Consider the following 24514-nt stretch of genomic DNA (forward strand, 5'->3'; position numbering starts at 1 on the left):
GACTGATTGATTAAAAATTGGTTAAATATTATTCGCTTCAATTAGGGGTAAAAATGAGTTGAGCAATTTGTTAGAACCGCTTAAACCTGAGTTACAGTTAATACGAAGATAAAAAAGCCCTCCACGATGTTTATTCGTGGAGGGCTTTCGTTGGAAGTTACTTTCTTCTAATTGAGAGCTTGTGAGATAAGAGCGCTACAGCGAAACAACACTCTTTATCTCTTCCAAAACCTCGGCGTTAGCGATAGCCCCGAGGTTTTCTACATTTTTGCCATTGATCACCTGTTTCACAGCCAACTCCACCAGTTTGCCAGAGCGTGTTTTTGGCACGTCGCTGATCGCAAATATCTGGCTTGGCACGTGTCTTGGCGAACAAGAGGATTTGAGTTTGCTTTTGATGGCTGTCAGTAACTTTTCATCTAAATTCACACCTTGCTGCAGCTGAACAAACAGCCATACCTGTTCATTGCGGTCGATGTTTTTACCGACTGCTATCGAATCGATGATGCCGTCAATGGTGTTCACTTGCTGATAGATTTCGGCCGTACCAATTCGCACGCCACCGGGGTTGAGTGTGGTGTCGCCTCGCCCGTAGAACAGGTAGCCGCCATGTTCGCTCTGTGCGACTTCATCACCGTGATGCCACACATTGTCGAACCTATCCCAATAGGTGCTGTGATAGCGCTCTCCGGTGTCATTCCAAAAGCCAGCGGGGAAGTTGGGTAGGGAGTTGGTGCATACTAATTCGCCACGTTCGTGATCGACCTTTTGACCAGACGAATTGAACACCTTGATGTCGACGCCGAGCCCGGCCTGTTGGCACTCACCGCGATATACAGGCGAGATTGGGTTACCCAAAACAAAGCAGCCACAAATATCCGTGCCGCCAGAAATCGACGCTAAATGCAGGTCTTGCTTGATGTGCTTGTAAACGTAATCGAACTGCTCTGGGTAAAGCACAGAACCCGTCGAGCACAGTGTTCTTAATTGAGGCAGAGAGTGGCTGTCGATTGGTGAGAGTTCGGCTTTCTCAATCGCTTCTATGTACTTGGCTGAGGTGCCAAATGTCGATACGTCAGCACGCTGCGCTAAATCCCATAGAACGTTAGGTTGCGGGTAAACCGGGCTACCATCAAAGATAACCAAACAAGCACCGCTGGCGAGCGCAGATACGTGCCAGTTCCACATCATCCAACCACAAGTGGTGTAGTAGAACACGCGATCTCTTGGTTTAATATCGCAATGAAGCTGATGCTCTTTTAGGTGGTTGATGGTAGTGCCACCGACAGAATGCACTATACATTTGGGTTTGCCTGTGGTGCCGGAAGAGTAGAGTACAAACAACGGTTCATTGAAGCCGACACGAGTAAATCGAAGAGGTTTTGTCTGATAGTGATTAATGATGCTGTGCCAGCTTAGAATCGACACATCATGTTCAACTTTTTTCTTCTCTAAATCGCTCTTCTCTAAGTCATTACTCGGTTTCAAATAACCGATCTCACACACCTGTTTTAATTCGTTTAAGTGTTCGATGATTTCACGGTTCTTGCCCGCCATATCGAACGTTTTGCCATTGAAGGTGTAACCGTCACAGGTGAACAGCACCTTAGGTTTCACCTGTCCGAATCGCTCAATCACACTCTCTACTCCAAAATCAGGCGAGGTCGATGTCCAAATCGCCCCTAAGCTGGTGGCGGCTAGCATTGCGACCACGGTTTGTGGCAGATAAGGGGTATAAGCGGCAACTACATCACCTTGCTCCACGCCACAATCCAGGAGCCACTGTTGAACACTAGAGACTTCCTCACACAAGGTTTTCCATGTGTAGCTTTGCTGCTCGCCACGTTCATTTTCAAACCAAATCGCAAGCTCGTTTGGCAACGTTTTTGCTGAATGCAGCAAGTTTTCTGCGTAGTTAACTTGAGCATTCGGAAACCACACCGCATCCCGATTCGATTTAGGCTGCTGCCAGCGGCTCTCGCCTTGAGTTTTTATGAGCTCTCTTTGTGCGTTATCAATATTGTCCTGCGAGCCGACCATTCCACAAAACTGCCACACGTTCTGCCAAAACGACTCGGGATGTTCCACAGACCATTGATGAAGCTCCGTGTAGTTTTTCAATTCCCGCTCGAGTACGCCCTGCTGATCGAGGCTATCCATAAATCGGGTTACGTTGGCGTGTGCGATACGCTGGTCGCTAGGTTGCCAAATTGGCTTATTGCTCTCGTGCATTCCTTTACCTTTAACAAAAAGTTAACATTTTCAGTCTGGTATTTAGGTTTTACAAAGTCAAAAGTTCAGCAAAATAAGCGCTTGGTGGAATTGTGTAAATAAAATGTTACACGATCGCTTGTTTCGAAAAATCGCGCAAATTGGCGCTTATAAGGAGTGGAGATAGGCTTAAAGTGAGACATTCGAAAGGAGGTGTGTAATGACTCAATATCATTCTAAGCCCGTGAGCCAAGAGGGATGGGTTGAGTGGAGCCTCGAAGAAGACGCTATTTGGCACGACTTAGTGAAAAGGCAACTGGACGTGATTAATGACCGCGCATGCGATGCTTATTTGCACGGTTTGACCTTGCTGGATCTACCATTAGACAGAGTTCCCCAGCTGCCAGAGATAAATAAAGTGCTAATGGAAACAACCGGTTGGCAAGTTCAGCCTGTGCCTGCATTGATCGATTTCGACCGATTCTTTGATTTGCTCGCCAACAAGAAATTCCCAGTTGCGACATTTCTGAGAACGCGAGACGAGTTCGATTACTTACAAGAACCTGATTTCTTTCATGAAATTTTTGGTCACTGTGCCATGCTCACCAATGCCGACTTCGCGGCTTTCACTGAGCATTATGGAAAACTAGGCCAAGCCGCCACATCCAAACAGCGCGCTTATCTTGCCCGTTTGTATTGGTTTACGGTCGAGTTCGGTTTAGTAAAAGAGGGGCAAAAACTGAAAATTTATGGCGGTGGCATTCTCTCGTCTCCGGCGGAAACCATGTACGCATTGGGCGGTGATTTGGCGGTTCGTGAGCGGTTCGATCTGCAGACGGTGTTAAGAACTCCTTATCGAATCGACATCATGCAGCCGAAATATTACGTGATCGACGAGCTATCTGAGCTCTTTAAAATCAGTCAGGAAAACCTATTACAGCAAGCTGATCTCGCCATAGACGCGGGGTTACTACCACTTTTTGAACCCAAGGAACCAACACATGTTGAATGAACAAAAATGCGAAGCCTGCAGTATCGACGCGATTGCCCTAAGTAAAGATGAACAACAATCTTTACTGTTGGAGTTGTCTGATTGGCAGATCATGGAAAGAGACGGCATCCCACAGCTTGAGAAGGTGTTTAAGTTTAAGAACTACAAGCAAGCATGGGCATTCAGCAACATAGTGTCAGAACTGGCAGAAGAAGAGTTCCACCATCCTTCGATCTTATTGGAGTGGGGTAAAGTCACCGTCACTTGGTGGAGTCATTCAATCAAAGGCCTGCACAAAAATGATTTCATCTGCGCCTCACGCTGCGATGTGTTCGCGGTGAGTGAATAGTTTTGTAGGTTAGGAGTTACTCTTGCAACCTCTGTGATGCGATTAACTCATTATTCGGCTCATAATGTGAGTTGAATAATTGCCTTAAACAGCTCATAGTATGAGTTGAATAAGTGATACTTTCGCATCATGGGGTGTCACTTCTCTTAAACTAGCTTGACCTGCATCAGCGACTTGCTTGGTTTCTTGTCTCATAAACCCTTTCTGTTACTCATAGTATTGGTTTTATGAGGCTGCTCTATGATATATTTCTCGGCCAAGTGTATTACAGACGAAGGCTAATAATGTCTATCAACCTTTCACTCCTTCCACCCAGCGAGAAAAATAAAATCGAACTGGATAAGCAAGCATCGTTTCTTGTATGGAAACTGAAGCAAGCGAAATGTGGCCCTGAAGCCATTGTTGAAGAAGCAATGAAGCTAGGTGACCCAGAAGAAAAGGCTTGGTTTGATCAGTCTGTAGAAAAATACAAACGGGTAATGGGTGTCGCATAAACGCAGACAAACCTTGCCCAGCAGTGCTGTAGAATTGAAATGACACAGTAATTTGCTAGAATCTGCACCGTTAATTGAATCAGAGAGAAGATCCCGATGGGAAGAAGTTTTGAAGTGCGCAAGGCCTCAATGGCGAAAACTGCAGGCGCAAAAATTAAAGTTTATTCTAAATACGGTAAAGAGATTTACGTACTGGCTAAGAACGGCAGCTCTGACCCAGACATGAACCTACCTCTTAAGCACCTGATTGCTAAAGCGAAGAAAGACCAAGTACCAGCTCACGTTATCGACAAAGCGATCGATAAAGCGAACGGCGGCGGCGGTGAAGACTTCCAACCAGCTCGTTACGAAGGTTTTGGCCCAGGTGGCACAAGCGTAATCGTTGACTGTCTAACTGACAACGGCAACCGTACTTTCCAAGACGTTCGCCAATGTTTCGTTAAAACTGGCGCGAAAATCGGTGTTGAAGGTACTGTTTCTCACATGTTCGCTCACCAAGCTGTATTCCAGTTCAAAGGCGAAGACGACGAGATCATCCTAGAAACGCTAATGATGGAAGACGTAGACGTGACTGACGTTGAGCTAGAAGACGGTGTTATCACTGTATTCGCTCCAACGACTGAGTTCTTCAAAACGAAGACTGCACTAAACACTGCGTTCCCAGAGCTAACGCTAGACGTTGAGGAAATCACTTTCGTTCCTCAAACAACTACGCCAGTAGCTGAAGAAGATTCTGAGAAGTTCCAGAAGTTCTTAGACATGCTTGACGACTGTGATGACGTTCAGCAGGTTTACCACAACGCTGAGCTGTAATCTTTACAGTAACAACAGTTATAAAAAAACCGAGCCTAGTGCTCGGTTTTTTTATGCTTTGAGTATTGATCAAGCCTTGATCATCGTTCCATAATGTACGGCTGACAAAGCGTTCTCTGGTCGCGATTTATCGCTGAACTTCATTATATTGTTCGTCTTATCCCGACATGAATCTGATTCAAGTGCTCCCTGAGTACCATCGGGGTGATCGCCAAGCGTATTTAGTGTACAAAGAAAGAAAATATCAGCCAAAGGCTTTGACCCTGCTTATTGATGCATTGATTGAGAGTGTTCGATCTTTTCATAGCGATGGTTTGGTCAAATAAAAGGAGAAAGAAATGAAAGTAAGTTTTATCGGGCTAGGCGTTATGGGTTTCCCAATGGCAGGCCATCTAGTCAAAGCCGGTTTTGAAGTAACGGTATTTAACCGCACTCACAGTAAAGCGCTAGACTGGGCTGATAAACACCAAGGTAAAGCGGCAGAATCTGTGGCTGAATGTGTAGCGGAAGCTGACGTGGTATTGGTTTGTGTGGGCAACGATGACGACGTACGCAGCATGACAACCAGCGAAACAGGCGCATTGGCAGCGATGAAGCCAAACGCGATTCTTGTCGATCACACTACAACGTCTGCAGTTCTGTCTGAAGAGCTTGAAGTGGCAGCGAAGCAAGCCGGTATTCGCTTTATGGATGCACCTGTATCTGGTGGCCAAGCGGGCGCAGAAAATGGCGTGCTAACCATCATGTGTGGTGGCGAACAAGCGCTTTTCAACGACCTTCAACCTGTGTTCGAGGCTTACGGTAAGTCGTCAGTTCTTATGGGTAAAGTCGGCCAAGGCCAACGCGCGAAAATGGTTAACCAGATCTGCATTGCAGGAGTGTTGAATGGCTTATCTGAAGGCTTAGTGCTTGCTGAAAAATCAGGTTTGGATATCCCAACTCTGGTTGATTGCCTTAAAAACGGCGCTGCTGGCTCATGGCAGATGGAAAACCGTGCTACCACAATGGCACAAGACAAGTTCGATTTTGGCTTTGCAATTGATTGGATGATCAAAGACTTAGGTTTCTGTCTAGATGAAGCTGAGCGCCAAGGCATCCAGCTTCCACTGACTGAAAAGACCAACAACGCCTACAAGGCACTGTCTGCCGAAGGACAAGGCCGCATGGATACATCAGTATTGATGAAAGCCGTGGTTGAAGAGACAAAGAAGTAGTCGCATCGAAGAAGCAGTAAAAGCTTCGTTTGAAAATTAAAAATAGCCGCTGATTAGCGGCTATTTTTGTTTGGTTTGAGCTCTTTTAAACGTATTGAATTTTCTGTTTGATTCCTAATTCAGCAATCTATGAATTATCAATGGGACGAAAATCGTTAAAATAGATGTCCAAAATTGATGATTTAAATGAGTTTATTCACCTTTATCGATTTGCTCTTTCTGAACTTGATTGGCTTTCTGTTTAACTGCTGATGCTTTCTCTTCGGTTGCTTTCTTGATTTGAGTTGATTTTTCAACGGCTTTTTCTGAGGCTTTTGAAGAGTAGTGTTTCAAGATTACATCTAATGCCTCGAAGCGAGGGTGAAGTTTGTAACCTACAAACATAAAAATGTTTAACGAAATGAAGCCAAGTAGTAAGGCGACAATGCCAATATTTGCGCTTTGTAGAGCTAATTCAATGATCTGTCCCAGTTCACCACCACGACGCCCCCCCATCATTTGCGCCATTTCATTTAAATCACCGATGGCTTGAAACAAGTGGTAATAAAGATACGCTAATGACACTGCACCAATGCCTTTTGCTACGATTTTTGGTAAGCCAAGAGCGCAGGATGCTGAGCCTACAATCATTAGTAAGACTATAGTGAACCCGTAGACATCTAAACCTGTAATTGATTCAGACACTCCCCACATTTTGATAGTAATTGCAGGTAAGAAAGACCCAATTGCAACGAGACCATATGATGCAGTTCCAAGTTTGTTTAGAACTTTTGGCGTTTGAGTTTCGTTAGCATTAACTGTTGTTGCTTCCATGATATTGATAAATCCATAACTAATTTGATATAAACATTGAACCATTTCAATGTGCAACAATATTGTATTAACTTTGTCTCGTATTTTAAAGCTGTAAGTGGTTATGCGAATGATTTATTTCAACAATTACTCATCGATCTCCTGAATCACCGTTTCTATTCCGAAGATTACAAAAACAATACATAGCTCCAATGTATCAGGTGTGTTTATGTCTACCCAGTATGAATAATTAGTAAATATGGGTTGTGCAAAATAAGCACGACTTTTACTGAAATACAATAACTGAATCCTATATCCCCACTCACACCGCCTCTCAACCATTCACTCCTCATTATTACCATTCGTCGCATTGGTAAAACTGCACGACAAATTCTAGTTAACCTTTCAACGTCAACATTTGAAAGGGATTAGAAATCATGACTACTTCACACTCATTTAATTCAGGCTCTACAACTTCTGTGCTTAAGCGTTCATTGCTGATTGCTCTTGTTTCGTTTGCACCGTCGTTAGCTTTAGCGAACCCGAGTTCAGACGTGCTCGATATCTACAACCAAGCGGCGCAAGGCAATGAAGACTTGGTTGAGGTGGCTTATGAACGCCTTAATGACACGCTGCAACAAGACGGCGCTACGCCACTGACTTTAGTTTATTTAGGAAGCACAGAAACCCTGATAGGGCGTGATGCGTTCTTACCTTGGAACAAGATGAAGTATGTGGAGAGAGGCTTATCAACCATTGATAAATCACTGGTGCTGCTGAAAGACGAAGACCAACCAATTCATGAACAACCCCGTGTTCAAGGGCTGCCAGATTCTTACCTAACCCGTGCAATGGCAGCGGTGACTTACACCTCTCTGCCAGACATGTTTAACCATTTCGATCGTGGTTATGACCTGTTCCTCGCGTTACTCGCGGAAGATGATTTCCAACAGCAACATTTCGCTGCGACATCGTGGATTTACCGTTACGCCATTACTGCATCGATTCGTGCTGAGGACTTCGAGCAAGCACAGGTGTGGCTTGAAAAGATGGAAAACACCGATGCTGGCAACATCGAGACAATGACGGCGAAAGCCCTAATAGCGAAAGCCAAATAGCGGTTTACTAAAGCTCATTAACAACTGCGAACGCTTAAAAATTATGGGTCAGCGGAGGACAAAGGAATGATTGAATTTAAAGATATCTGCAAAGCATATGTCACGGGCGGTCAACGTGTTGATGCATTAAGCGGGGTCGATGGACATATCCGGCGCGGTGAAATGGTGGCGTTGTGTGGCCCGTCTGGTTCAGGGAAAAGCACACTTTTGAATATTTTGGGTTTGTTGGATATGGACTATCGAGGACAGATCAATATTGATGGCCAACCGTATCCGACTGAGCAAATCGCCGCTGCGCGTTTTCGTCGTCAGTCGCTGGGTTTTGTGTTTCAGCGCTTCAATCTGGTTCCAGTGATGACGGCACTTGAGAACGTGGCCTACCCATTGATGTTGAACCAATGTTCGAAACAAGAACAGCAGACCAGAGCACAAGAGATGTTGGAGCGTGTTGGGCTAGGCGAATATGTACATCATCGCCCAGACAATCTTTCAGGTGGCCAACAGCAACGTGTCGCAATAGCCAGAGCGCTAATCCACAACCCAAGCTTAGTAATCGCCGATGAGCCGACAGCGAGCTTAGACAGCCACACTGCTAATAACGTGATCGATATTATGCACGAGCTTGGCCACGAGTTTGGCACCACCTTTATTGTTGCGACCCATGATCCAAGAATGGCTAAACGTTGCGACCGTGTGATTGAGTTGGTGGACGGTAAGTTGGTTTCTTCAGTGTCAAACAAGGAGGCAGTCTCATGGGCAAGTTAATGCAGTTTGGCTTTTTGCAATCGCTTCGCTTGGCGTGGCTTAATTTATTTAGAAACGGTCGCCGCAGTTTGTTGTCGGTGTTGATCATCGCCATCGCCGTATTTGCACTCACCTCGGCTGGAGGCTACGGGCTTTACACCTATGAATCTCTGCGTGAATCGACCGCGCGCGATACTGGTCATCTCACATTGAGCACACCGGGATATTTTGAGCAAGATGAAGACATGCCGCTGAGCAATGGTCTAGACAATGTTCAAGCCCTAACCAAGAGCATTATTGGCGACAGTGACGTGCGTGGTGTGCAGCCACGAGTCTATTTTAGTGGTTTGGTGTCTAACGGCAGCAAATCGACCATCTTTATGGGAACGGGTGTCAATGAGCGTGAGTTCGACATGAAAGGTCCTTTCTTAGATGTGCGCAGCGGTCAGACCCTCTCGGATGTGAAATCGCCAAGATACGACAGCCAAGAGCCACAAGTGATGCTGGGAACTGACCTTGCTCGTAATCTCAAAGTTGCCGTTGGCGATTGGGTGACACTGCTCGCGACTACCAGTGACGGCGCATTGAACGCTTTTGATTTTAAGGTGCAGGGTATTTACTCGACAGGAGTGCCTGAGCTGGATAAGCGTCAGTTATACGTACACATCATCACTGCCCAAGAGCTTTTAGCGTCAGACAAAGTCAGTACCTTGTCGGTGTTTCTATTTGAAACAAGCAAGACCTCGACGGTTCAACAGCGCATCCAATTGGCTTTGGACAAGCAAGTTGGTCAACAGGGCTCAGATATTGAGCTCACCCCATGGCAAGATCGCGCGTTCTTCTACACCAAGGTTAAAGACCTTTACGACCGTATCTTCGGCATCATGGGCGCAGTGATGGCATTGGTAGTGTTCGTATCTTTGTTTAACACCATGACCATGTCGGTGACCGAGCGTACTCGTGAGATTGGCACTTTGTCGGCACTAGGCAGTTACCCGTCTGAAATCGTCGCAGGTTTCTTAAAAGAGGCGGGATTGTTGGCTGTGATTGGCAGCGCGATCGGCGCGTTAGTGAGCGGTTTAGTGTCGGTGTTATTGCTGGTGATTGATGTGCAAATGCCACCACCTCCCGGCAGAACCGAGGGTTACCCACTCAACATTTACTTCTCATTGGAATTAGTTGGTTACGCCACTTTAGGTGTGTTGACGGTATGTTTGCTAGCCGCTTATTTCTCTGCTCGCAAAGGCGTAAACAAGCCAATCACGGAGGCGCTGGTTTATGTATAAATTTACTCGTTCACTCACTGTTTTAGGTTCTGTATTGGTTTTGGTTCTAGCATCGACACCAAGCTGGGCAGTCGATTCACAACAAGTCACAGAGATGATCGCCAAGGCGGATAGCTATCGCTTGAACAGCGAACAGGCGTCTAAAGTGGTTTCTCTGGTCGCGCTATATCAAGACGAGCAACTAGACAAAACCCGCGAATACAACGTCTACACAAGACCAAACCGAGAGTCGCTGGTCGTGTTCAAGTCGGCGGTCGAGGCGGGTCAAAAGATGCTGATGATAGAGGACAACTATTGGTTACTGATGCCGAAATCGCGCCGACCTATCCGAATCACACCAATGCAGAAACTCTTGGGTGAAGCTTCGGTAGGGGACATTTCGACGCTCACTTGGAGCGAAGATTACCAAGGTAAGTGGGTTGCCGAGCAACAGGTTGAGAGGTCGACTGGCGAGACACTCGATACTTATCATCTAAAGCTAACGGCGAAAACCAAGGGTGCCAGCTATCAATCGATTGATCTGTGGTTAACGGCAGACCGAGCGTTTCCTGTTAAAGCGGATCTGTATCTGCGTTCAGGTAAGTTAGCCAAGCAAGCTTGGTTTACTGAAGGCGTGCGAGATGGCTTGCCAAGTGTAGTTTCGATGACTTTGCTCGATAAGATTCAACCAAGTAAGAAAACCGTGATTGAGTACCGCGAGGTAAGCGAACAAGCTTTAGCGGACAAATACTACAACCCTGCTTACTTATCACGTAATAGCGTGTCTGGGCTTTAGGTGGGTGCCATGAAAGCTTCTAGTCGTCGATTCCACATTAAGCCTTTAATCGCTAGCTTTCTTGCATTGTCTTGTGTGAGTAACACGACTCAAGCGGACGATCTGAGCCTAGCGTGGGACTGGCAACTGAGTGCTGAAGCCGTTGAATCGCGAGAGTCGCCATTTAGCCCTTTTGCATCTTATAATCGTCAGTCACTCAATGGTTTGTTGGATCTTGAAGTTGGATATGGCAATTGGCTTGGCCTGTTTGCCGTGAAAGCCAATGATATTTTGACTAATACTCCTCAAGACCAAGACGCGAGCTTTGAATCGGAATTCATTGCGCGCGAGCTGTTTTGGCAAGGTGGTGTTGAACTGTCTAATTCAGCGTTCGGTGATCACTACCTTGATGTGACACTCGGTAAGGTTCGCCTAGATTGGGGTGTTGGTTATGGCTACCGACCGTTAGACATTATCAAGCCTTACCGACAAAACCCTGTTGGCATTGTCGCAGAAGAGGGCGCCGGTGTGGCTTCAGCGTCACTGTTCGATATGACGGGCGAATGGACACTGCTTTACAGCGATTCGTCATGGACTTCCCAAGACGTAAATGAATTCGAAAAGCAGAATCAGCAACAAGGCTTTGGGATACGTCGTTACAATCTGGTTGGCGACCACGAATATCAGTGGGTCGCTTATTACGACGATGTACGCCATGGCTTACTTGGGGCGAGTTTAGTGTCGGTGTTGAATCTCGCTTGGGAGTTTCATGGCTCGGTGGTTTATCAGCGACAAAGCCTTGGCTACAGTCAGCCGGATTCAATGCTTAAACCGGTTTATCTTGAAGAGCAGGGCGAGGCTTATCAAGCGTTAGCAGGATTAACATGGGCCAATGACACGGGCCATAATGTGGTGCTGGAATACTGGTTTGATAGCCGTGCTTGGAGTCATTCTGAGTGGCAAAGCGCGATAGAAAGTGCAGAGTCTTTGTCGGTTAATCCGATGACATCTTCGTTGGTAGGTTCTTATGCTCAAGGTTATCAGCACGCCAATTTGGTTCAACACAACATCATGTTTCATTGGTCTCTGGATTCGACACATGGCTGGCTTGAAGATATCACGCCAACATTCGATGTCATGTTGTCTCCTCAAGATGGCGGTTTTATTGCGACTCAGTGGCTCAATTATCAGGCTTTCGATAATGGCAATTCATCGTTGGATTTGGAACTTGCTGCACGCTTTCTAGGTGGTAAAAGTGATTCTGCTTACGCCAGTTTACCCGATAGTCATATGATTCTCTTAAATATCAAAGGACGATTTTAATGGACACTTCTTCAAACAGTCGATTTTCATGGATTAAGAGTTTCGCGTTCACCACGCTATTTTGTGTTCTTATTGCGATTACAACCCATACGATTTGGGGCGGCGGATTAACGGTTAACCTGGCAATCAGTTTTGGCTTTGGCTACAGCGCCGTGGGTTCTTCTTTCATCTTGGTGAAGTTGTTTAAGAGGACATCTCGAACGCTTGAGGTGGGTATCTCAATGGTGATCGCGATGACCTTTGGTACCTTGAACGCACACTATTGGTTGAACGGGTATTTCGGGGCTAATATCTCGGACCTTAAATCTGTAGTCTTGCTCGGTGTGATCTTCTGTTCGGTTTGCTATTACTATTTCTATACTCGGGAGCAGCAGTTACGTGCCGATAACGAATTGGAAGTGGCCAAGCGTCGTCAGGCCGACCAAGAAAAGGTGGTGGTGCTAAGCCAGCTTAAACAACTGCAAAGCCAAATTGAACCGCACTTCTTGTTCAACACGCTTGCGACCATCAATGTATTGATTGAGAGTGACAGCGCGAAAGCCAAGTTGATGCTCGAAAAACTGACTGACTTATTACGTGTAACTCTGAAAAACAGCCGCACCGAGCAATCGACCATCGCACAAGAGGTCGACTTGTTAGACGCTTATCTTAATATCCAAAAGATACGCTTGGGTGAGCGCTTAACGTTCTCGATTGAAACACACGAGATTAGCGATTTGCAGGTGATTCCACCGTTCTTGATTCAACCTTTGGTCGAGAATGCACTCACGCACGGCATCGAGCCCAAAGCCGCTGGTGGCCAAGTGAATATTCGTATTACTCAACAAGCACAGCAGCTAAAAATTGAAGTGGCTGATAATGGCGCTGGGTTGAAAACGCCTTCTGCGAATACGGGTCACGGTGTTGGGTTAAGCAATATTCGTCAAAGAATCGAAACCCTGTATGGTGATAAGGCGAGCCTAACGATTACTGAACACGCTGAAGGCGGGGTAGTCTCGACGATCTTGTTACCGTTGACTGAGGCAGCCGCCTAGAATTACAGATCAGAAAACACCGAACAGTGACGCAAAATAGATGATTTACAGTGTGAATTTAAAGGACTGACCATGAACAACCCAGCAGTACAGCCGAGCGTAACGGCGATTATCGCAGACGATGAAGCACTGTTAAGGCACCACTTAGACAAGAGCCTTGCTGAGGTTTGGCCGGAGCTAGAGATCGTTAGCAAGGCACAAAATGGTTTGGAGGCGATGGAGAGTATTCAGCAGCTTAAGCCCGACGTGGCTTTTCTCGATATTCGTATGCCGGAGCTGGATGGAATCTCGCTGGCGAAACAACTCAACAAGCTAGATTCGCCACCATTGATTGTGTTTATCACGGCTTATGACGAATACGCGGTCAAAGCTTTTGAGCACAATGCGATGGACTACCTACTCAAGCCAATCAATGAAGAGCGTTTACTGGCCACATGTCAGAAAGTGCAAGCGCGTCTGTCGAGCAATCAAACACAAACAGGTACCACGCCAGAACAGCCCGATATCACGGTGTTAATGGCTCAGCTTCAACAACTATCCCAGTCGACGTCACAGCAAACGCAGCCTCCTTATCTATCGGAGAAAAAGTATCTCACATGGCTCAAAGCCAGTGTAGGGGAAGACATTCACCTAATCGCCGTCGATGATGTCGCTTACTTCAAAGCGGAAGACAAGTACGTGTCGATATTCAAAAAAGGCCAAGGCGGTTTGCTAGAGGAATTTATTCTTCGCGTATCATTAAAAGAGCTGATTTCGCAGCTTAACCCGGATGAGTTTTGGCAGATCCATCGCTCGGTGGTGGTTAAAGTGTCGGCCATTGATAAAGTGAAGAAAGGGCTCTCAGGCCAGATGTCTGCTTATGTGTCAGGAGAGAAGTTACCGATCAGCCGCGCTTCGCAAGCGCTCTTTAAGGGTATGTAGCGAACTAGCTTAAATGTATGTAGCCATTGATTTTAAATGGATGTAGTTAGCGAGTTTAAATGGATGTATTAGGCTCTATCAAAACGCTGCTTTAAACGAGCACAGCGATCTTACATAACGATTTATGATTTATAAAATAAAGATCTAGATCACAAAGATACTCATCAGGTTCAATATTAAATAATAATCGTTAGCTCAATCTGTATATTGTCGATGAATGACATTAAGAGGTTGTTATGAAAACATATTATTTAGCGACGGCTCTATGCCTCACCTTAGTTGGCTGTAGCTCAACATCAAAAACTACCGAAACGCCAATCCAGCCGGATCCGGCATGGACTTCAGGCCAACTAGAAAATGGCCTTACTTATCATGTTTATCCAGATCATGAAGAATCCGTATCTGTTCGTTTAGTCGTGCACGCCGGTTCGATTCAAGAGACTTCTCAACAAGAAGGCTACGCGCACTTCTTGGAACACATGGCATTCAATGGCAGTAAAAACTTCTCTCAGAACGATGTGATTCGTCTATTCGAAGACGCAGGCGCTAGCTTTGGTGCTGATATTAATGCCTACACCTCTTATGAAGAGACGGTCTACCAGTTAGATTTGCCAGATAACATCCAATTGCAGTCTGCTTTGACGTGGATGCGTGACATTGGTGATGGCCTGGATCTATCAAGTTCAGAAGTCGAAAAAGAAAAAGGCGTGGTTCTTGGCGAGTTTCGTATGGCTCGCCTCGATGATAAGTCATTCGGAGAGAAATTCTTTGACCACTTCATTGAAGGCGGCCCGTACGAATCGCAAGATGCATTAGGGACTAAATCGTCGATCGTGAATGCTACTCCTCAAGGCATCACCAACTTTTATCAGACTTGGTATCAACCTCAAATAGTTGAGCTGGTCGTTTCTGGTGATGTGGACATCAAAACTGTGATTCCACTTATTGAAGAAAAGTTTTCTAGCTGGGAGCGTGGCGATACGCCGAGACCAGAGAAACAGAAAACGACCTCATTCAATGAAGATGATTATGTTGAGTACGCAGGAAGAGAAGCGCCAAGCATCACTCTGACGTTTAACCGCGGTTCAAATATAGTTGAAAATCATGCTCAGCAGAATCAACGCAGGTTAGATGAAACCGCTCAGCAATTGATTCAACGACGATTAGAAGCGGTGTTCAATGATGCCGCGTTCCCGACTCAATGGATTGCATCTGATAGTTATCGAATGGGCGCTTTTTACTATTCGTCAATAAGTGTTGGGTTTCCGGCTGGAGACCGTGAAGTTATCCAACAAGATCTGCTTTCTACATTGGCATCATTGCGTGATTTTGGTGTTTCGGAAACGGATATTGCTGGCGAACTGTACTACTACCAAGACTTGCTGGATAACATCGAGCATAACTGGGATAAAATGGACAGTGTTGAACACGCGAATTACAAAGTGAGTGCGTTAGTCAATGATCGAATAGTCCAATCACAGAAAGATTATCAAGCAAGCTTGGAAGCTTTCATCGCTAACTTGAGCCTTGAAGTGATTAACGACAACATCAAGAATCTACTTTCTGATGATTACTTTATTGTTATTGGGATGGATGACTCCGAAGACAGAACAGCGATCATCAACTCTCTCGATAGTTTAAAAGCCACGTATAGCGAGGCGGGAGTTCCGCCGCTTGCGATTGGAACAGCGAGTGCTTTTGCTGTACCTAGCTCGCAAGGCGAGGTTGTACTTGCTGAACAAATGTCTATTGACCCATACATCCAAAAGTGGACGTTAAGCAATGGCATCGACATGTGGTACCTGCGTGATTATGAGGCAGGTGATGATGTTGGGGTGATGTACATGAGCCTCGGCGGAAAAGCCGCTTTGGATCCGAGCTTGTACCCAGCTGTTGAGGTTGCGTTACCTACCTTCGATCGAAGTGGTGTCGGTGAGTTTACGGGCTCTGAGCTTTTAGCGTACTTTGATCGTGAAAATATTAGCGCCGATTCTTTCATTGGTAATACTCGTCATGGTATTGAATTTAATATCAATAAAGACGGACTTAAAGATACGTTTGCTGCGCTTTATACCTTCATAACTGCGCCTAAAATTGTTCCCGAGCAGTTAGAGGCAGTGAAACAGGAGTTTGTACAAGGTCAAGAATCTTTCTTGAGCAGCCCTGTCGGTCAGTTTGAGCGCGCAAGAAACCAGAATATCTATCGTCAAGACAGTGGCCACCTCTTTGTTGATAAAGAACGTGTTGAAGCGGTTTCTGTGGAAGACGTCGCTAATCTTCATCAGCAATTGTTTGGTCAAATGAGGCATAACCAATTGGTGATCGTGGGTGACATCGACCCAAGTGAATTAAAGCCTTTGGTTGAGCAATACTTGGCTTCGATTCCATTAGAAAAAGCTGAGGTTCCTGAATTTAAGGTGGCTTACAAGCAGCCATCTGAATCACGCATTGATTTAGCGATCAACAATGTGAATAGTGCAGAGTACATCTTACGAGTCATCTCTGAACCTGAAGCCGAAACCGACCAAGGCGTAACGGCAAAAGATATCTTCACGGAAAACTTGCTAGAACGACTGCTGGCGGCTCGTTTAGATGCTTATATTCGTGAAGAGTTGAGCTTAGATTACTCGCCATATACGTATTCATCATCCGCAGATAGTGAGCTGAGTGGTGAGTGGGTTATCGGGGCGATGGTAGCGCCGGAGAACGTTGACCAAGTCGAAGTGGCGATCGATAAAGTGATTGCAGACCTTTTACAAGGCGTCTCTGAAAAGGAAATGCACGCAGTCGTGAAACAGTTTGAAGCGGACTTCACGCCTCTCGAGACGAGCTCTATTGACCAAGCATGGTATCTGTCTCGTTATTTACTTCATGGTTACGATATCGAAGCTTTGTCTCAAGTTGAGCGAGTGGCGAGGTCGATTACTGCGGAAGACATGAATCAACTTGTCCAACGCATCTTTGGTGAAGATAGCCGTAAGGTTAAGAACATCATGCGTCCTAAAGCCTAAAGCTTGAAACCAACAGAAATAGACAACTCAAAGCCAAGCGATCACCGCTTGGCTTTCTTGTTTTTCTACTATTCATAACATCTATCCATCACCAGTTGTTAAGCCGTTTTAGATCTATGTAAATCTAAATTGCGAGGGTGCTTAATCGGTTGCATCGTATCATTTTCTAAAAAAATGTTTTAAATCAAGACAGCGTTTCATTTGTATTGTAGATTGACGATCTACGAGAATGTTGTTTGGATATTAGATTGCTTAAACTGGGTACCCGATTAGTCTTAATGTTGTTTTTACTGAGCTTTGGCTTAGTGAATTCTAACGGCTATTCGTTTCCTTCTAAGCCATTTCAAATATACTCGGCTCAAGAGCAATCTTCACAGAACGATCTTTGTAAACAAGCCACTACGGATAATCCGTCGAGCTATTTAGAGTGTGATAAGGCTCAGTTTGGCACCGTGCCTTCTGGTGACAGTTCTAACTATCACGACACCGAATCAAGCCTTCAAGCAGCAAACTTCAGACGTATGCTCAGTAACGAGCAAGAAAGCGTGGCCGATCTTGAGCCTGCTTATCATCTACTGATTGACTTCTCTCCCCCCTCAATACTGGCTTCCCTGCTCTTCAACACGCCGTTGTTGGATTCCAAGCTGCACTGGACCAGTATTGTGAGTTCTCCGTCCTCCCGGCTTTCTGGGTGGAAAGAGGGCAACATCCAATACTCGCATTTCCGAGAACTTCTTAGCTAATCGTTTGACCCTAAATTGGTCGTATCGATGGTCAATTGTGCCCGTTGAACTCGCCAATTAACCAAAACAAACATAGCGTCATCAGCTTTAGCATCACTATCTTTCAATCAGCTTGTTCTGGTTGCGATTAGCCATTGCTCGTGTTCGCAAAATATTAGTTCAAAGAAGAGATCTTGACTGTGAAAAAACGCATTCAAAGAAAACAAATAAACCACTACTCAAAGTGGAAATACGTGGTGCTTATCGCCACTATCATCATCATGGTTCTGAGTGCTTTACCTTCTTGGTATGGCGAGAATGCGTCGGTTCAAATTAACAACCGTTCTGAACAGACCATCGATGCTAGCCAAATTACCCAATACCTTGCGAGCGAAGGCATTCAAGCCAAATCGGCATTTCAAAAAGACCAACGTTTAGTCGTAATCTTGGAAGACGCAGAACAACAAGCGAAGGCTAAAGAGGTGCTGAATGAGCGCCTATTGGACAACGCGACAGTTGCGCTAGCGATGGAGCCAGCAGCTCCGAAATGGCTGACTGACATGGGCTTCGCACCGATTCAGCTAGGCCTTGATTTACGTGGTGGTGTGCAGTTCCTGTTAGAAGTAGACATGGAACCGGTTTACCACGCACAAGCGCAATCTGTAGTCGATGAAATCACCAGCCAAGTGCGTTATGCACGCGGTAAAGTGGTGAACAACCAAGTTGAGTTTAACTTCCGTACTGATGCCGATTTCGAGAAAGCACAGAAACTGATTCGCGAAGAGTTCCCACAATGGCAACGTGACCGTTCAGATAAATCGCTAACGTTAACTCAGTCTGAAGAAGAGCAAAGAACGCTACGTAATCTAACGGTTCAACAAAACCTGCAGATCATGCGCAGCCGTATTGAAGAGCTAGGCATCACGGAGGCATCGATTCAACGCCAAGGTGAAAGCCGTATCCGTATCGAGTTGCCGGGTGTACAAGACCCTGCTGCAGCGAAAGACGTGATTGGTGCAACGGCATCATTGGCGTTCTATTCGGTGTACGACAATGCCACTCGCAGTACTCAAACCCTGAAAGATTCAGACGGCAACCGTGTGGTAGTCGACCGCAAGGCTGTGTTGAGTGGCGAACACATTATTGATGCTCGCAGTGGCATTGGTGAGATGGGCAGTGCAGAAGTCAACATTACGCTGGATTCTTCTGGTGGTAAGAAAATGTCCGAGTTCTCACGTCATAACATCGGTAAGCCAATGGCAACGGTGTACAGCGAATACAGCCGTGATAGAGCGGGCAACAGCAAGCAAGACAGTGAAGTGATTAGTGTGGCAAACATCCAATCTCAACTGGGTAGCCGCTTCAGAATCACTGGCGCAGGCAGTTTGGCAGACGCACAAGAGCTTGCGTTACTGTTGCGTGCGGGGTCATTGACTGCGCCTGTGACCATCATTGAAGAACGTACTATTGGCCCATCTTTGGGTGCTGAAAATGTAACCAACGGCTTTGCTGCTTTGGCACTTGGTCTTGGCCTTACGCTAACGTTTATGGCGCTATGGTACCGCCGCTTAGGTTGGGTCGCGAACTGTGCATTGGTGGTTAACATGACCACATTATTTGGTTTGATTGCGCTGCTACCGGGTGCGGTGTTAACTCTGCCGGGTATTGCGGGTCTAGTACTGACCGTTGGTATGGCGGTGGACACCAACGTGCTTATCTTCGAGCGTATTCGAGACAAGATGAAAGAAGGGCGCAGCTTTGCTAGCTCTATCGACCGTGGTTTCGATAGCGCATTCTCGTCAATTTTCGATGCTAACGTCACTACCATGATCGTTGCTGTGGCTCTATATACCATTGGTAATGGACCGATTCAGGGCTTCGCTCTGACACTGGGCTTAGGTCTTCTAACCAGTATGTTTACGGGCATTTTTGCTTCACGAGCGATCATCAATTTGGTTTGGGGGCGTGACCAACGCCACGATGTAAGGATTTAAGCATGAGTACTTCAAAAATGACTATTTCAGACCGCTATTTTTCAAATAGCAATATGACTCGCCTTCGTAAGGTGATGTCTGCGATATCTATTGTGCTGTTCATGAGCTCTGTGATGCTGGTGGCGGTGAAAGGTTTTAACTGGGGCTTGGACTTCACAGGTGGTGTGGTTGCTGAGGTTCAGCTCTCTGATCAAGTCACCAAAGATGCGTTAAAAACAAAACTTGATACGGCCTTCCAACAAGATGTGCAAGTGGTTGGTATGGCAGAACAGGATCGCTGGACAATCCGTTATAGCCAACTGACAGATGCTCCACAGCCAAACTTAGTGGATGCTTTGTCTTCTGTCAGCGACCAAGTAAAAGTGCTTAACAGCAGCGTGGTTGGCCCTCAAGTCGGTCAAGACATGGTTGACCAAGGTGGCTTAGCGGTATTGGTGTGTTTCCTAATGATCATGCTGTACCTGAGTGTACGTTTTGAATGGCGTTTAGCACTCGGCGCCCTAGCCGCAATCATCTATGACGTGACGCTTATCTTGGGTCTGTTCGCTTTTACTCAGTTCGAGTTCAACCTGACTGTGTTAGCGGCTGTGTTGGCGATTTTAGGTTATTCATTGAATGACTCGATCATCATTGCCGACCGTGTTCGTGAAATGCTGCGTGGTAATCCAAATGGTGACACTGATAACCTGCTTAACGAATCGGTTAAAGCGACCTTCTCACGCACCATGGTGACCTCAGGTACAACGCTAATCACCGTATCTGCACTTTGGCTACTTGGTGGCGCTGCGCTGCAAGGTTTCGCGATTGCACTGGTTGTAGGTATTGTCAGCGGTACGTGGTCTTCAGTTTCAGTAGGTATCACACTGCCTAAGTTACTTGGTCTACAGCCTTGTCACTACCAAGTGAAAGCGCCGGTAGAAGTTGAGGGTGAGTACCCTTAGGTTATCTATTGGTTAACAGTACAACTTAGTCAGTAACGTCAACAAAGCCCTTCGTTTATAGTAAAACGAGGGGCTTTATTTTTTATAAGAGTCAAACAGTTACAGAAAAGAGAGCCTATTTCAAAAAACGATGGATTGAGCAGGCAAGCCCTCATGATATGAAGTATGTTTAGATGACGTTCGTAGAAATGAGGCAAGGGAATGGAATATCGACATCAATGTCATGTAGGCGACCATGGTGATGCGCTAAAGCATCCAGTATTGAGTGCACTTGTTCAGTCATTAATGCAGCAACATTCACGCCTCAATGTTATCGACACACACTCTGGTACAGGGTGTTATGACCTCACCAGCGCACCAAGTAATCATGCAGGTGAGTTTGCTGAAGGGGTCGGGTACTTGTGGCGCAATAAGGCTTATCTTCCTCCTGCATTCGCTTCTTTTATGTCGGTACTGGAATACTACAATCCGAATCAACTTATCTCTTTGTATCCGGGTTCTGCCGCCATCACTTACCAACAAGGTCGCAGCCAAGATAGCTTCTATTTTTCAGACATTCAGCAAGATGAAGCTGATTTACTGCAAACTAATATTGATAAGTTACAGCGTAACTTTGGTGTTTCAAGCAAGCTTACGATTAGCGCAGGTGATGGGCTTAAAGCGTTACCTGATGACGTAGCTAAACATGACAATCATCATCTGATTGTTATCGACCCACCCTATGAAACCGATTCAGAATATCTCGCGGTGATTGATGCCTTAGTTAAGGCATATCAGCAGTCGGAGAAAGTATCTGCACTAATTTGGTACCCGCTCTACACGGATGACAAGAGCTCACTGATTTTGAACCACTGTGTGACCGCAGTGAAAGATGGTTTACTGCCAAGTCCGATTAAATCGGAGCTTCGCCTTCGAGATCCTAAGGGTGATGATCGCCTGATCGGTAGTGGTTTACTGTTGTTCAATCCACCACAAGGCATTGCTGGGACAGTTGCAGATACGCTCGATTATTTACACAGCCAACTCGCGACCAATGGTGAAGGGTATTGGCAAATCAGAAGTCTATAGCTCTGATTTATATGGGATTTATGATTACTTTCGAGATGTGTCTCACTAAATCGCTAATTTTTGTGTGGTTTAAATTGACCAAACGCTAACTTTTATCGATTGATTAATTGCAGTGAATCATTTAAAAATAGAATATCAATGCGCGCAAGTGCATAAAGGCTCATAAGTTAAATAATTAGTCTAAGATTAATATCAGATTGTGGTTTACCCCCTAAACTGCATAAGGCTCGCACTAGTCACGCGAGCCTTTCTTTTGCCTGAAGGAAATGTTTCTAGTGATTAGAAACATTTCCTCCAAATTCACTACAATGCTGGGTAATCGGTATAGCCTTTTTCGTTGCCGCCGAACAGAGTGGCGCCGTCGAGATCGGATAGTTCGTTGCCGTTTTGTAGGCGTGATACGAGATCTGGGTTAGCTACGAATGGGCGACCAAATGCGACAAGGTCAGCGTAGCCTTTGCTTAACACTTCTTCGGCGCGTTCTGGTGTGTAGCTGCCAGCGACGATGATTGTGTTAGAGAATAGTTCTCTTAGCTCGACACGGAAGCTTTCAGGTATCACAGGCGCGTCATCCCAATCGGCTTCTGATAGGTGCAAGTAAGCGATGTCACGCGCTTGCAGCGCCTTTGATGTCTCTAGAATCGTTGGCACGATGTCTGGGCAGTTCATGTCTTTGAAGGTGATGAAGGGAGCTAAACGCACACCAACTTTATCGGCGCCGATCGCTTCAATCACAGCATCGACCACTTCGATTAGGAAGCGAAGTCGGTTCTCGCGACTGCCACCATAGTTGTCGGTGCGCTTGTTTGAATTGGTGCGTAGAAATTGATCGATGAGGTAGCCATTGCCACCGTGGATCTCGACGCCGTTGAATCCTGCCTCGACAGCTTTTTTAGCTGAGTTAGCAAAATCTTGAACAACGCGATCGATATCGGTTTGGGTCATTTCTCTTGGTTGGATGCAATCGACCATGTTGCCATTACCATTCTCATCAGAGATCCAAACCTGAGTTTCTACCGGAGCCAGTGCCGAAGGCGCGATTGGCAGTTCACCTTTTTGGAAGGTTGGATGAGACACGCGGCCCACATGCCATAATTGGCAGAATATCGCGGCACCTTGCCCTTTTGCGGCTGTGGTTACTGATTTCCAACCTTCGATTTGTGCATCGGTATAAACGCCGGGTGTGAATTAGTAACCTTGAGAATCATCTGAGATTTGCGTGGCTTCAGTGATGATAAGCCCAGCACTTGCGCGTTGTTGGTAATAGGTTGCCATCATGTCGTTTGGCACGTTTCCAGGTTGGCTAGTACGAGCGCGCGTCATAGGTGCCATAACCACGCGGTTTTGCAGTTCTAGGCCTTTTAGTTCTGATGTTTCGAATAATTTGTTCATGGTTTCTACCTTGTTTTAATGCTGTGATCTTTCGTTTTTTATTGGGGCTTATTTGCTTTCTGCTGGGCTGAAAATAGAGTTGCTTTGTGGCCTCCCCGCTCGGTTGGCTTTCGCAATAAGCAGCAAACCAATAACAGGGACAACAACGGCTGCGAATGGAATCATGCCTGCGCCTAGTTGGCTGTCGAGTACCATGCCGCCAAGGAATCCACCAAAGGCATTGGCTAAATTAAACGCTGAGATATTCGCGGTTGCTGCTAGCTCTTGGCCTTCGCCACCGTTGTTCATCACTCGAAGTTGCATGGCTGGAACGTTCGCAAATGATGCAATACCAAAGACAAATGCCGCTGCAACGAATAGGATTTTGTTGTCTACCACAAGGCCAACTACAACCAATGACACGATCATTGCGACGGCCCAAAACATTGAAGCTTTGCCTAGGTTTTTATCTGAAGAGCGTCCGCCCAAGGTGTTACCGATGATTAAGCCGACACCCACAATCACTAAGATCCAAGTAACAGACTCTTGACCGTAGCCGGTGATGTGCATAGCGATTGGCGCAAGGTATCCGTATAGCGTCATGAAGCCAGACCAAGCAAAAGCAGTGATTGCCAAGCTGATCAGCAGCATTGGGTTTTTGAACGCTAACAGCTGAGTTTTGATGTCTTTTGCTTCACTGTGACCAGTCGATTTGATTGACGTTAGAATAGAAATCATCGCAATCGTGCCAAGTGCAGCCACGGTAAAGAAAGTGGTGTGCCAGCCGAATTGCAAGCTCACCCATGTACCAGCAGGAACGCCAAGAACGTTAGCGAGTGTTAAGCCTGCGAACATCTGGCCAACGGCACGACCTGCCATTTTTTCAGACACTAAGTTGGTTGCAACAACCGCACCGATACCATAAAAAGGGCCTTGCACTAAGCCTGCGATAACACGGCTGGCAAGTAGAAGTGGGTAGCTAGGAGCAAGGGCTGATAAGACATTACCGATGATGAACAGTGCCATTAAGCCAATCAGTACCATCTTCTTGTTAAAACGTGCGAGGTAGATGGTTAAGATCGGGCCACCAATAACGATAGCCAATGCGTAAGCACTGATTAGGTATCCGGCTTGACCTTCGGTGATCGAAAGGGATGTGGCAATTTGTGGAAGGATGCCTGCAATAACAAACTCAGCGGTGCCGATGGCAAAAGCTGCGAGTGTCAGTATCCAAACTTGGAATGGGATCTTTTCTTTATGGATCGCTTCTGATTTCATAGTGAAGTACCTGTGTTAATTCTTGTTTGTTAGGACGTGAGATACACGCCCTAACGATTGTTCTTTATGTCTTTGCTTCTTTGCT

Annotated in this window: 20 protein-coding genes and 2 pseudogenes; 18 read left to right on the plus strand and 4 right to left on the minus strand. The window is 46.0% G+C overall.

Annotated elements, in window-relative coordinates:
* Positions 1-195: 195 nt before the first annotated feature.
* Complete coding sequence (locus tag AB6F11_RS07660) at positions 196-2232, minus strand: acetoacetate--CoA ligase (protein ID WP_102393368.1); 2037 nt, start codon at positions 2230-2232, stop codon at positions 196-198.
* 199 nt (positions 2233-2431) lie between these two features.
* On the opposite strand from AB6F11_RS07660, the gene phhA reads away from it, so the two are divergent.
* The 6 genes and pseudogenes from phhA to AB6F11_RS07690 all read left to right on the plus strand — a co-directional run bounded on the left by phhA (position 2432) and on the right by AB6F11_RS07690 (position 6072).
* Positions 2432-3223 carry a phenylalanine 4-monooxygenase gene (phhA, locus tag AB6F11_RS07665; RefSeq protein WP_102397966.1) on the plus strand — a complete coding sequence of 264 codons (792 nt, stop codon included), beginning with the start codon at positions 2432-2434 and terminating at the stop codon, positions 3221-3223.
* Positions 3213-3551 carry a 4a-hydroxytetrahydrobiopterin dehydratase gene (locus tag AB6F11_RS07670; RefSeq protein ID WP_102393366.1) on the plus strand — a complete coding sequence of 113 codons (339 nt, stop codon included), beginning with the start codon at positions 3213-3215 and terminating at the stop codon, positions 3549-3551. The genes phhA and AB6F11_RS07670 overlap by 11 nt, the downstream gene beginning before the upstream one ends.
* 284 nt (positions 3552-3835) lie before the next feature.
* A complete protein-coding gene (locus tag AB6F11_RS07675) occupies positions 3836-4045 on the plus strand; it encodes a DUF3283 family protein (protein ID WP_004732615.1) in 210 nt (69 codons plus the stop codon).
* Between the two features lie 96 nt (positions 4046-4141).
* Positions 4142-4858, plus strand: a complete 717-nt coding sequence (locus AB6F11_RS07680) for a YebC/PmpR family DNA-binding transcriptional regulator (RefSeq protein WP_017057670.1) — start codon at positions 4142-4144, stop codon at positions 4856-4858.
* Positions 4859-5019: 161 nt separating this feature from the next.
* A pseudogene (locus AB6F11_RS07685) lies at positions 5020-5184 on the plus strand (LysR family transcriptional regulator); the annotation flags it as partial.
* Positions 5185-5196: 12 nt separating this feature from the next.
* Positions 5197-6072: an NAD(P)-dependent oxidoreductase gene (locus AB6F11_RS07690; protein ID WP_017070192.1), complete on the plus strand. Its 876-nt coding sequence runs from the start codon at positions 5197-5199 to the stop codon at positions 6070-6072.
* A gap of 192 nt (positions 6073-6264) precedes the next feature.
* On the opposite strand, the gene AB6F11_RS07695 is transcribed toward AB6F11_RS07690, so the two are convergent.
* A complete protein-coding gene (locus AB6F11_RS07695; protein WP_017061252.1) occupies positions 6265-6885 on the minus strand; it encodes a hypothetical protein in 621 nt (206 codons plus the stop codon).
* A 416-nt stretch (positions 6886-7301) separates the two neighbouring features.
* Here AB6F11_RS07695 and AB6F11_RS07700 point away from each other — a divergent pair, with 416 nt between their 5' ends.
* From AB6F11_RS07700 to rlmJ, 12 genes are all read left to right on the plus strand, one after another.
* Positions 7302-7982 (plus strand): hypothetical protein, encoded by a 681-nt coding sequence (locus AB6F11_RS07700; RefSeq protein WP_104216086.1) that lies wholly within the window; start codon positions 7302-7304, stop codon positions 7980-7982.
* A 66-nt stretch (positions 7983-8048) separates the two neighbouring features.
* Complete coding sequence (locus AB6F11_RS07705; protein ID WP_102393363.1) at positions 8049-8747, plus strand: ABC transporter ATP-binding protein; 699 nt, start codon at positions 8049-8051, stop codon at positions 8745-8747.
* Positions 8735-10012, plus strand: coding sequence for an ABC transporter permease (locus AB6F11_RS07710; RefSeq protein WP_104216087.1), 1278 nt, complete (start codon positions 8735-8737; stop codon positions 10010-10012). The genes AB6F11_RS07705 and AB6F11_RS07710 overlap by 13 nt, the downstream gene beginning before the upstream one ends.
* Positions 10005-10787: an outer membrane lipoprotein-sorting protein gene (locus tag AB6F11_RS07715; RefSeq protein ID WP_017065102.1), complete on the plus strand. Its 783-nt coding sequence runs from the start codon at positions 10005-10007 to the stop codon at positions 10785-10787. The genes AB6F11_RS07710 and AB6F11_RS07715 overlap by 8 nt, the downstream gene beginning before the upstream one ends.
* Before the next feature lie 9 nt (positions 10788-10796).
* Complete coding sequence (locus tag AB6F11_RS07720) at positions 10797-12089, plus strand: hypothetical protein (RefSeq protein WP_104216088.1); 1293 nt, start codon at positions 10797-10799, stop codon at positions 12087-12089.
* On the plus strand, positions 12089-13123 hold the full coding sequence (locus AB6F11_RS07725; protein WP_102397968.1) for a sensor histidine kinase: 1035 nt from the start codon (positions 12089-12091) through the stop codon (positions 13121-13123). Before AB6F11_RS07720 ends, AB6F11_RS07725 begins: the two co-directional genes overlap by 1 nt.
* A 72-nt stretch (positions 13124-13195) precedes the next feature.
* Positions 13196-14044 carry a LytTR family DNA-binding domain-containing protein gene (locus AB6F11_RS07730; protein ID WP_104216089.1) on the plus strand — a complete coding sequence of 283 codons (849 nt, stop codon included), beginning with the start codon at positions 13196-13198 and terminating at the stop codon, positions 14042-14044.
* A 236-nt stretch (positions 14045-14280) separates the two neighbouring features.
* Complete coding sequence (locus tag AB6F11_RS07735) at positions 14281-17055, plus strand: pitrilysin family protein (protein ID WP_104216090.1); 2775 nt, start codon at positions 14281-14283, stop codon at positions 17053-17055.
* A gap of 278 nt (positions 17056-17333) precedes the next feature.
* Positions 17334-17798: a hypothetical protein gene (locus AB6F11_RS07740; protein ID WP_104216091.1), complete on the plus strand. Its 465-nt coding sequence runs from the start codon at positions 17334-17336 to the stop codon at positions 17796-17798.
* Positions 17799-17971: 173 nt separating this feature from the next.
* Positions 17972-19771: a protein translocase subunit SecD gene (secD, locus tag AB6F11_RS07745; protein ID WP_065608309.1), complete on the plus strand. Its 1800-nt coding sequence runs from the start codon at positions 17972-17974 to the stop codon at positions 19769-19771.
* Positions 19772-19773: 2 nt separating this feature from the next.
* Positions 19774-20712, plus strand: a complete 939-nt coding sequence (secF, locus tag AB6F11_RS07750) for a protein translocase subunit SecF (protein ID WP_050647564.1) — start codon at positions 19774-19776, stop codon at positions 20710-20712.
* A 201-nt stretch (positions 20713-20913) separates the two neighbouring features.
* Complete coding sequence (gene rlmJ / locus AB6F11_RS07755) at positions 20914-21780, plus strand: 23S rRNA (adenine(2030)-N(6))-methyltransferase RlmJ (protein ID WP_010432368.1); 867 nt, start codon at positions 20914-20916, stop codon at positions 21778-21780.
* A 303-nt stretch (positions 21781-22083) separates the two neighbouring features.
* Here rlmJ and AB6F11_RS07760 read toward each other — a convergent pair.
* Both AB6F11_RS07760 and AB6F11_RS07765 read right to left on the minus strand, forming a co-directional pair.
* Positions 22084-23172: pseudogene (locus AB6F11_RS07760) on the minus strand (alkene reductase).
* Positions 23173-23220: 48 nt separating this feature from the next.
* The gene (locus AB6F11_RS07765; protein WP_102397973.1) at positions 23221-24429 is read right to left on the minus strand and encodes an MFS transporter; all 1209 of its coding nucleotides are present in this window, start codon (positions 24427-24429) and stop codon (positions 23221-23223) included.
* Positions 24430-24514: the final 85 nt, after the last annotated feature.

The sequence above is a fragment of the Vibrio sp. 10N.247.311.14 genome (genome assembly GCF_041467715.1).
Taxonomy (GTDB): Bacteria; Pseudomonadota; Gammaproteobacteria; order Enterobacterales; family Vibrionaceae; genus Vibrio; species Vibrio crassostreae_C.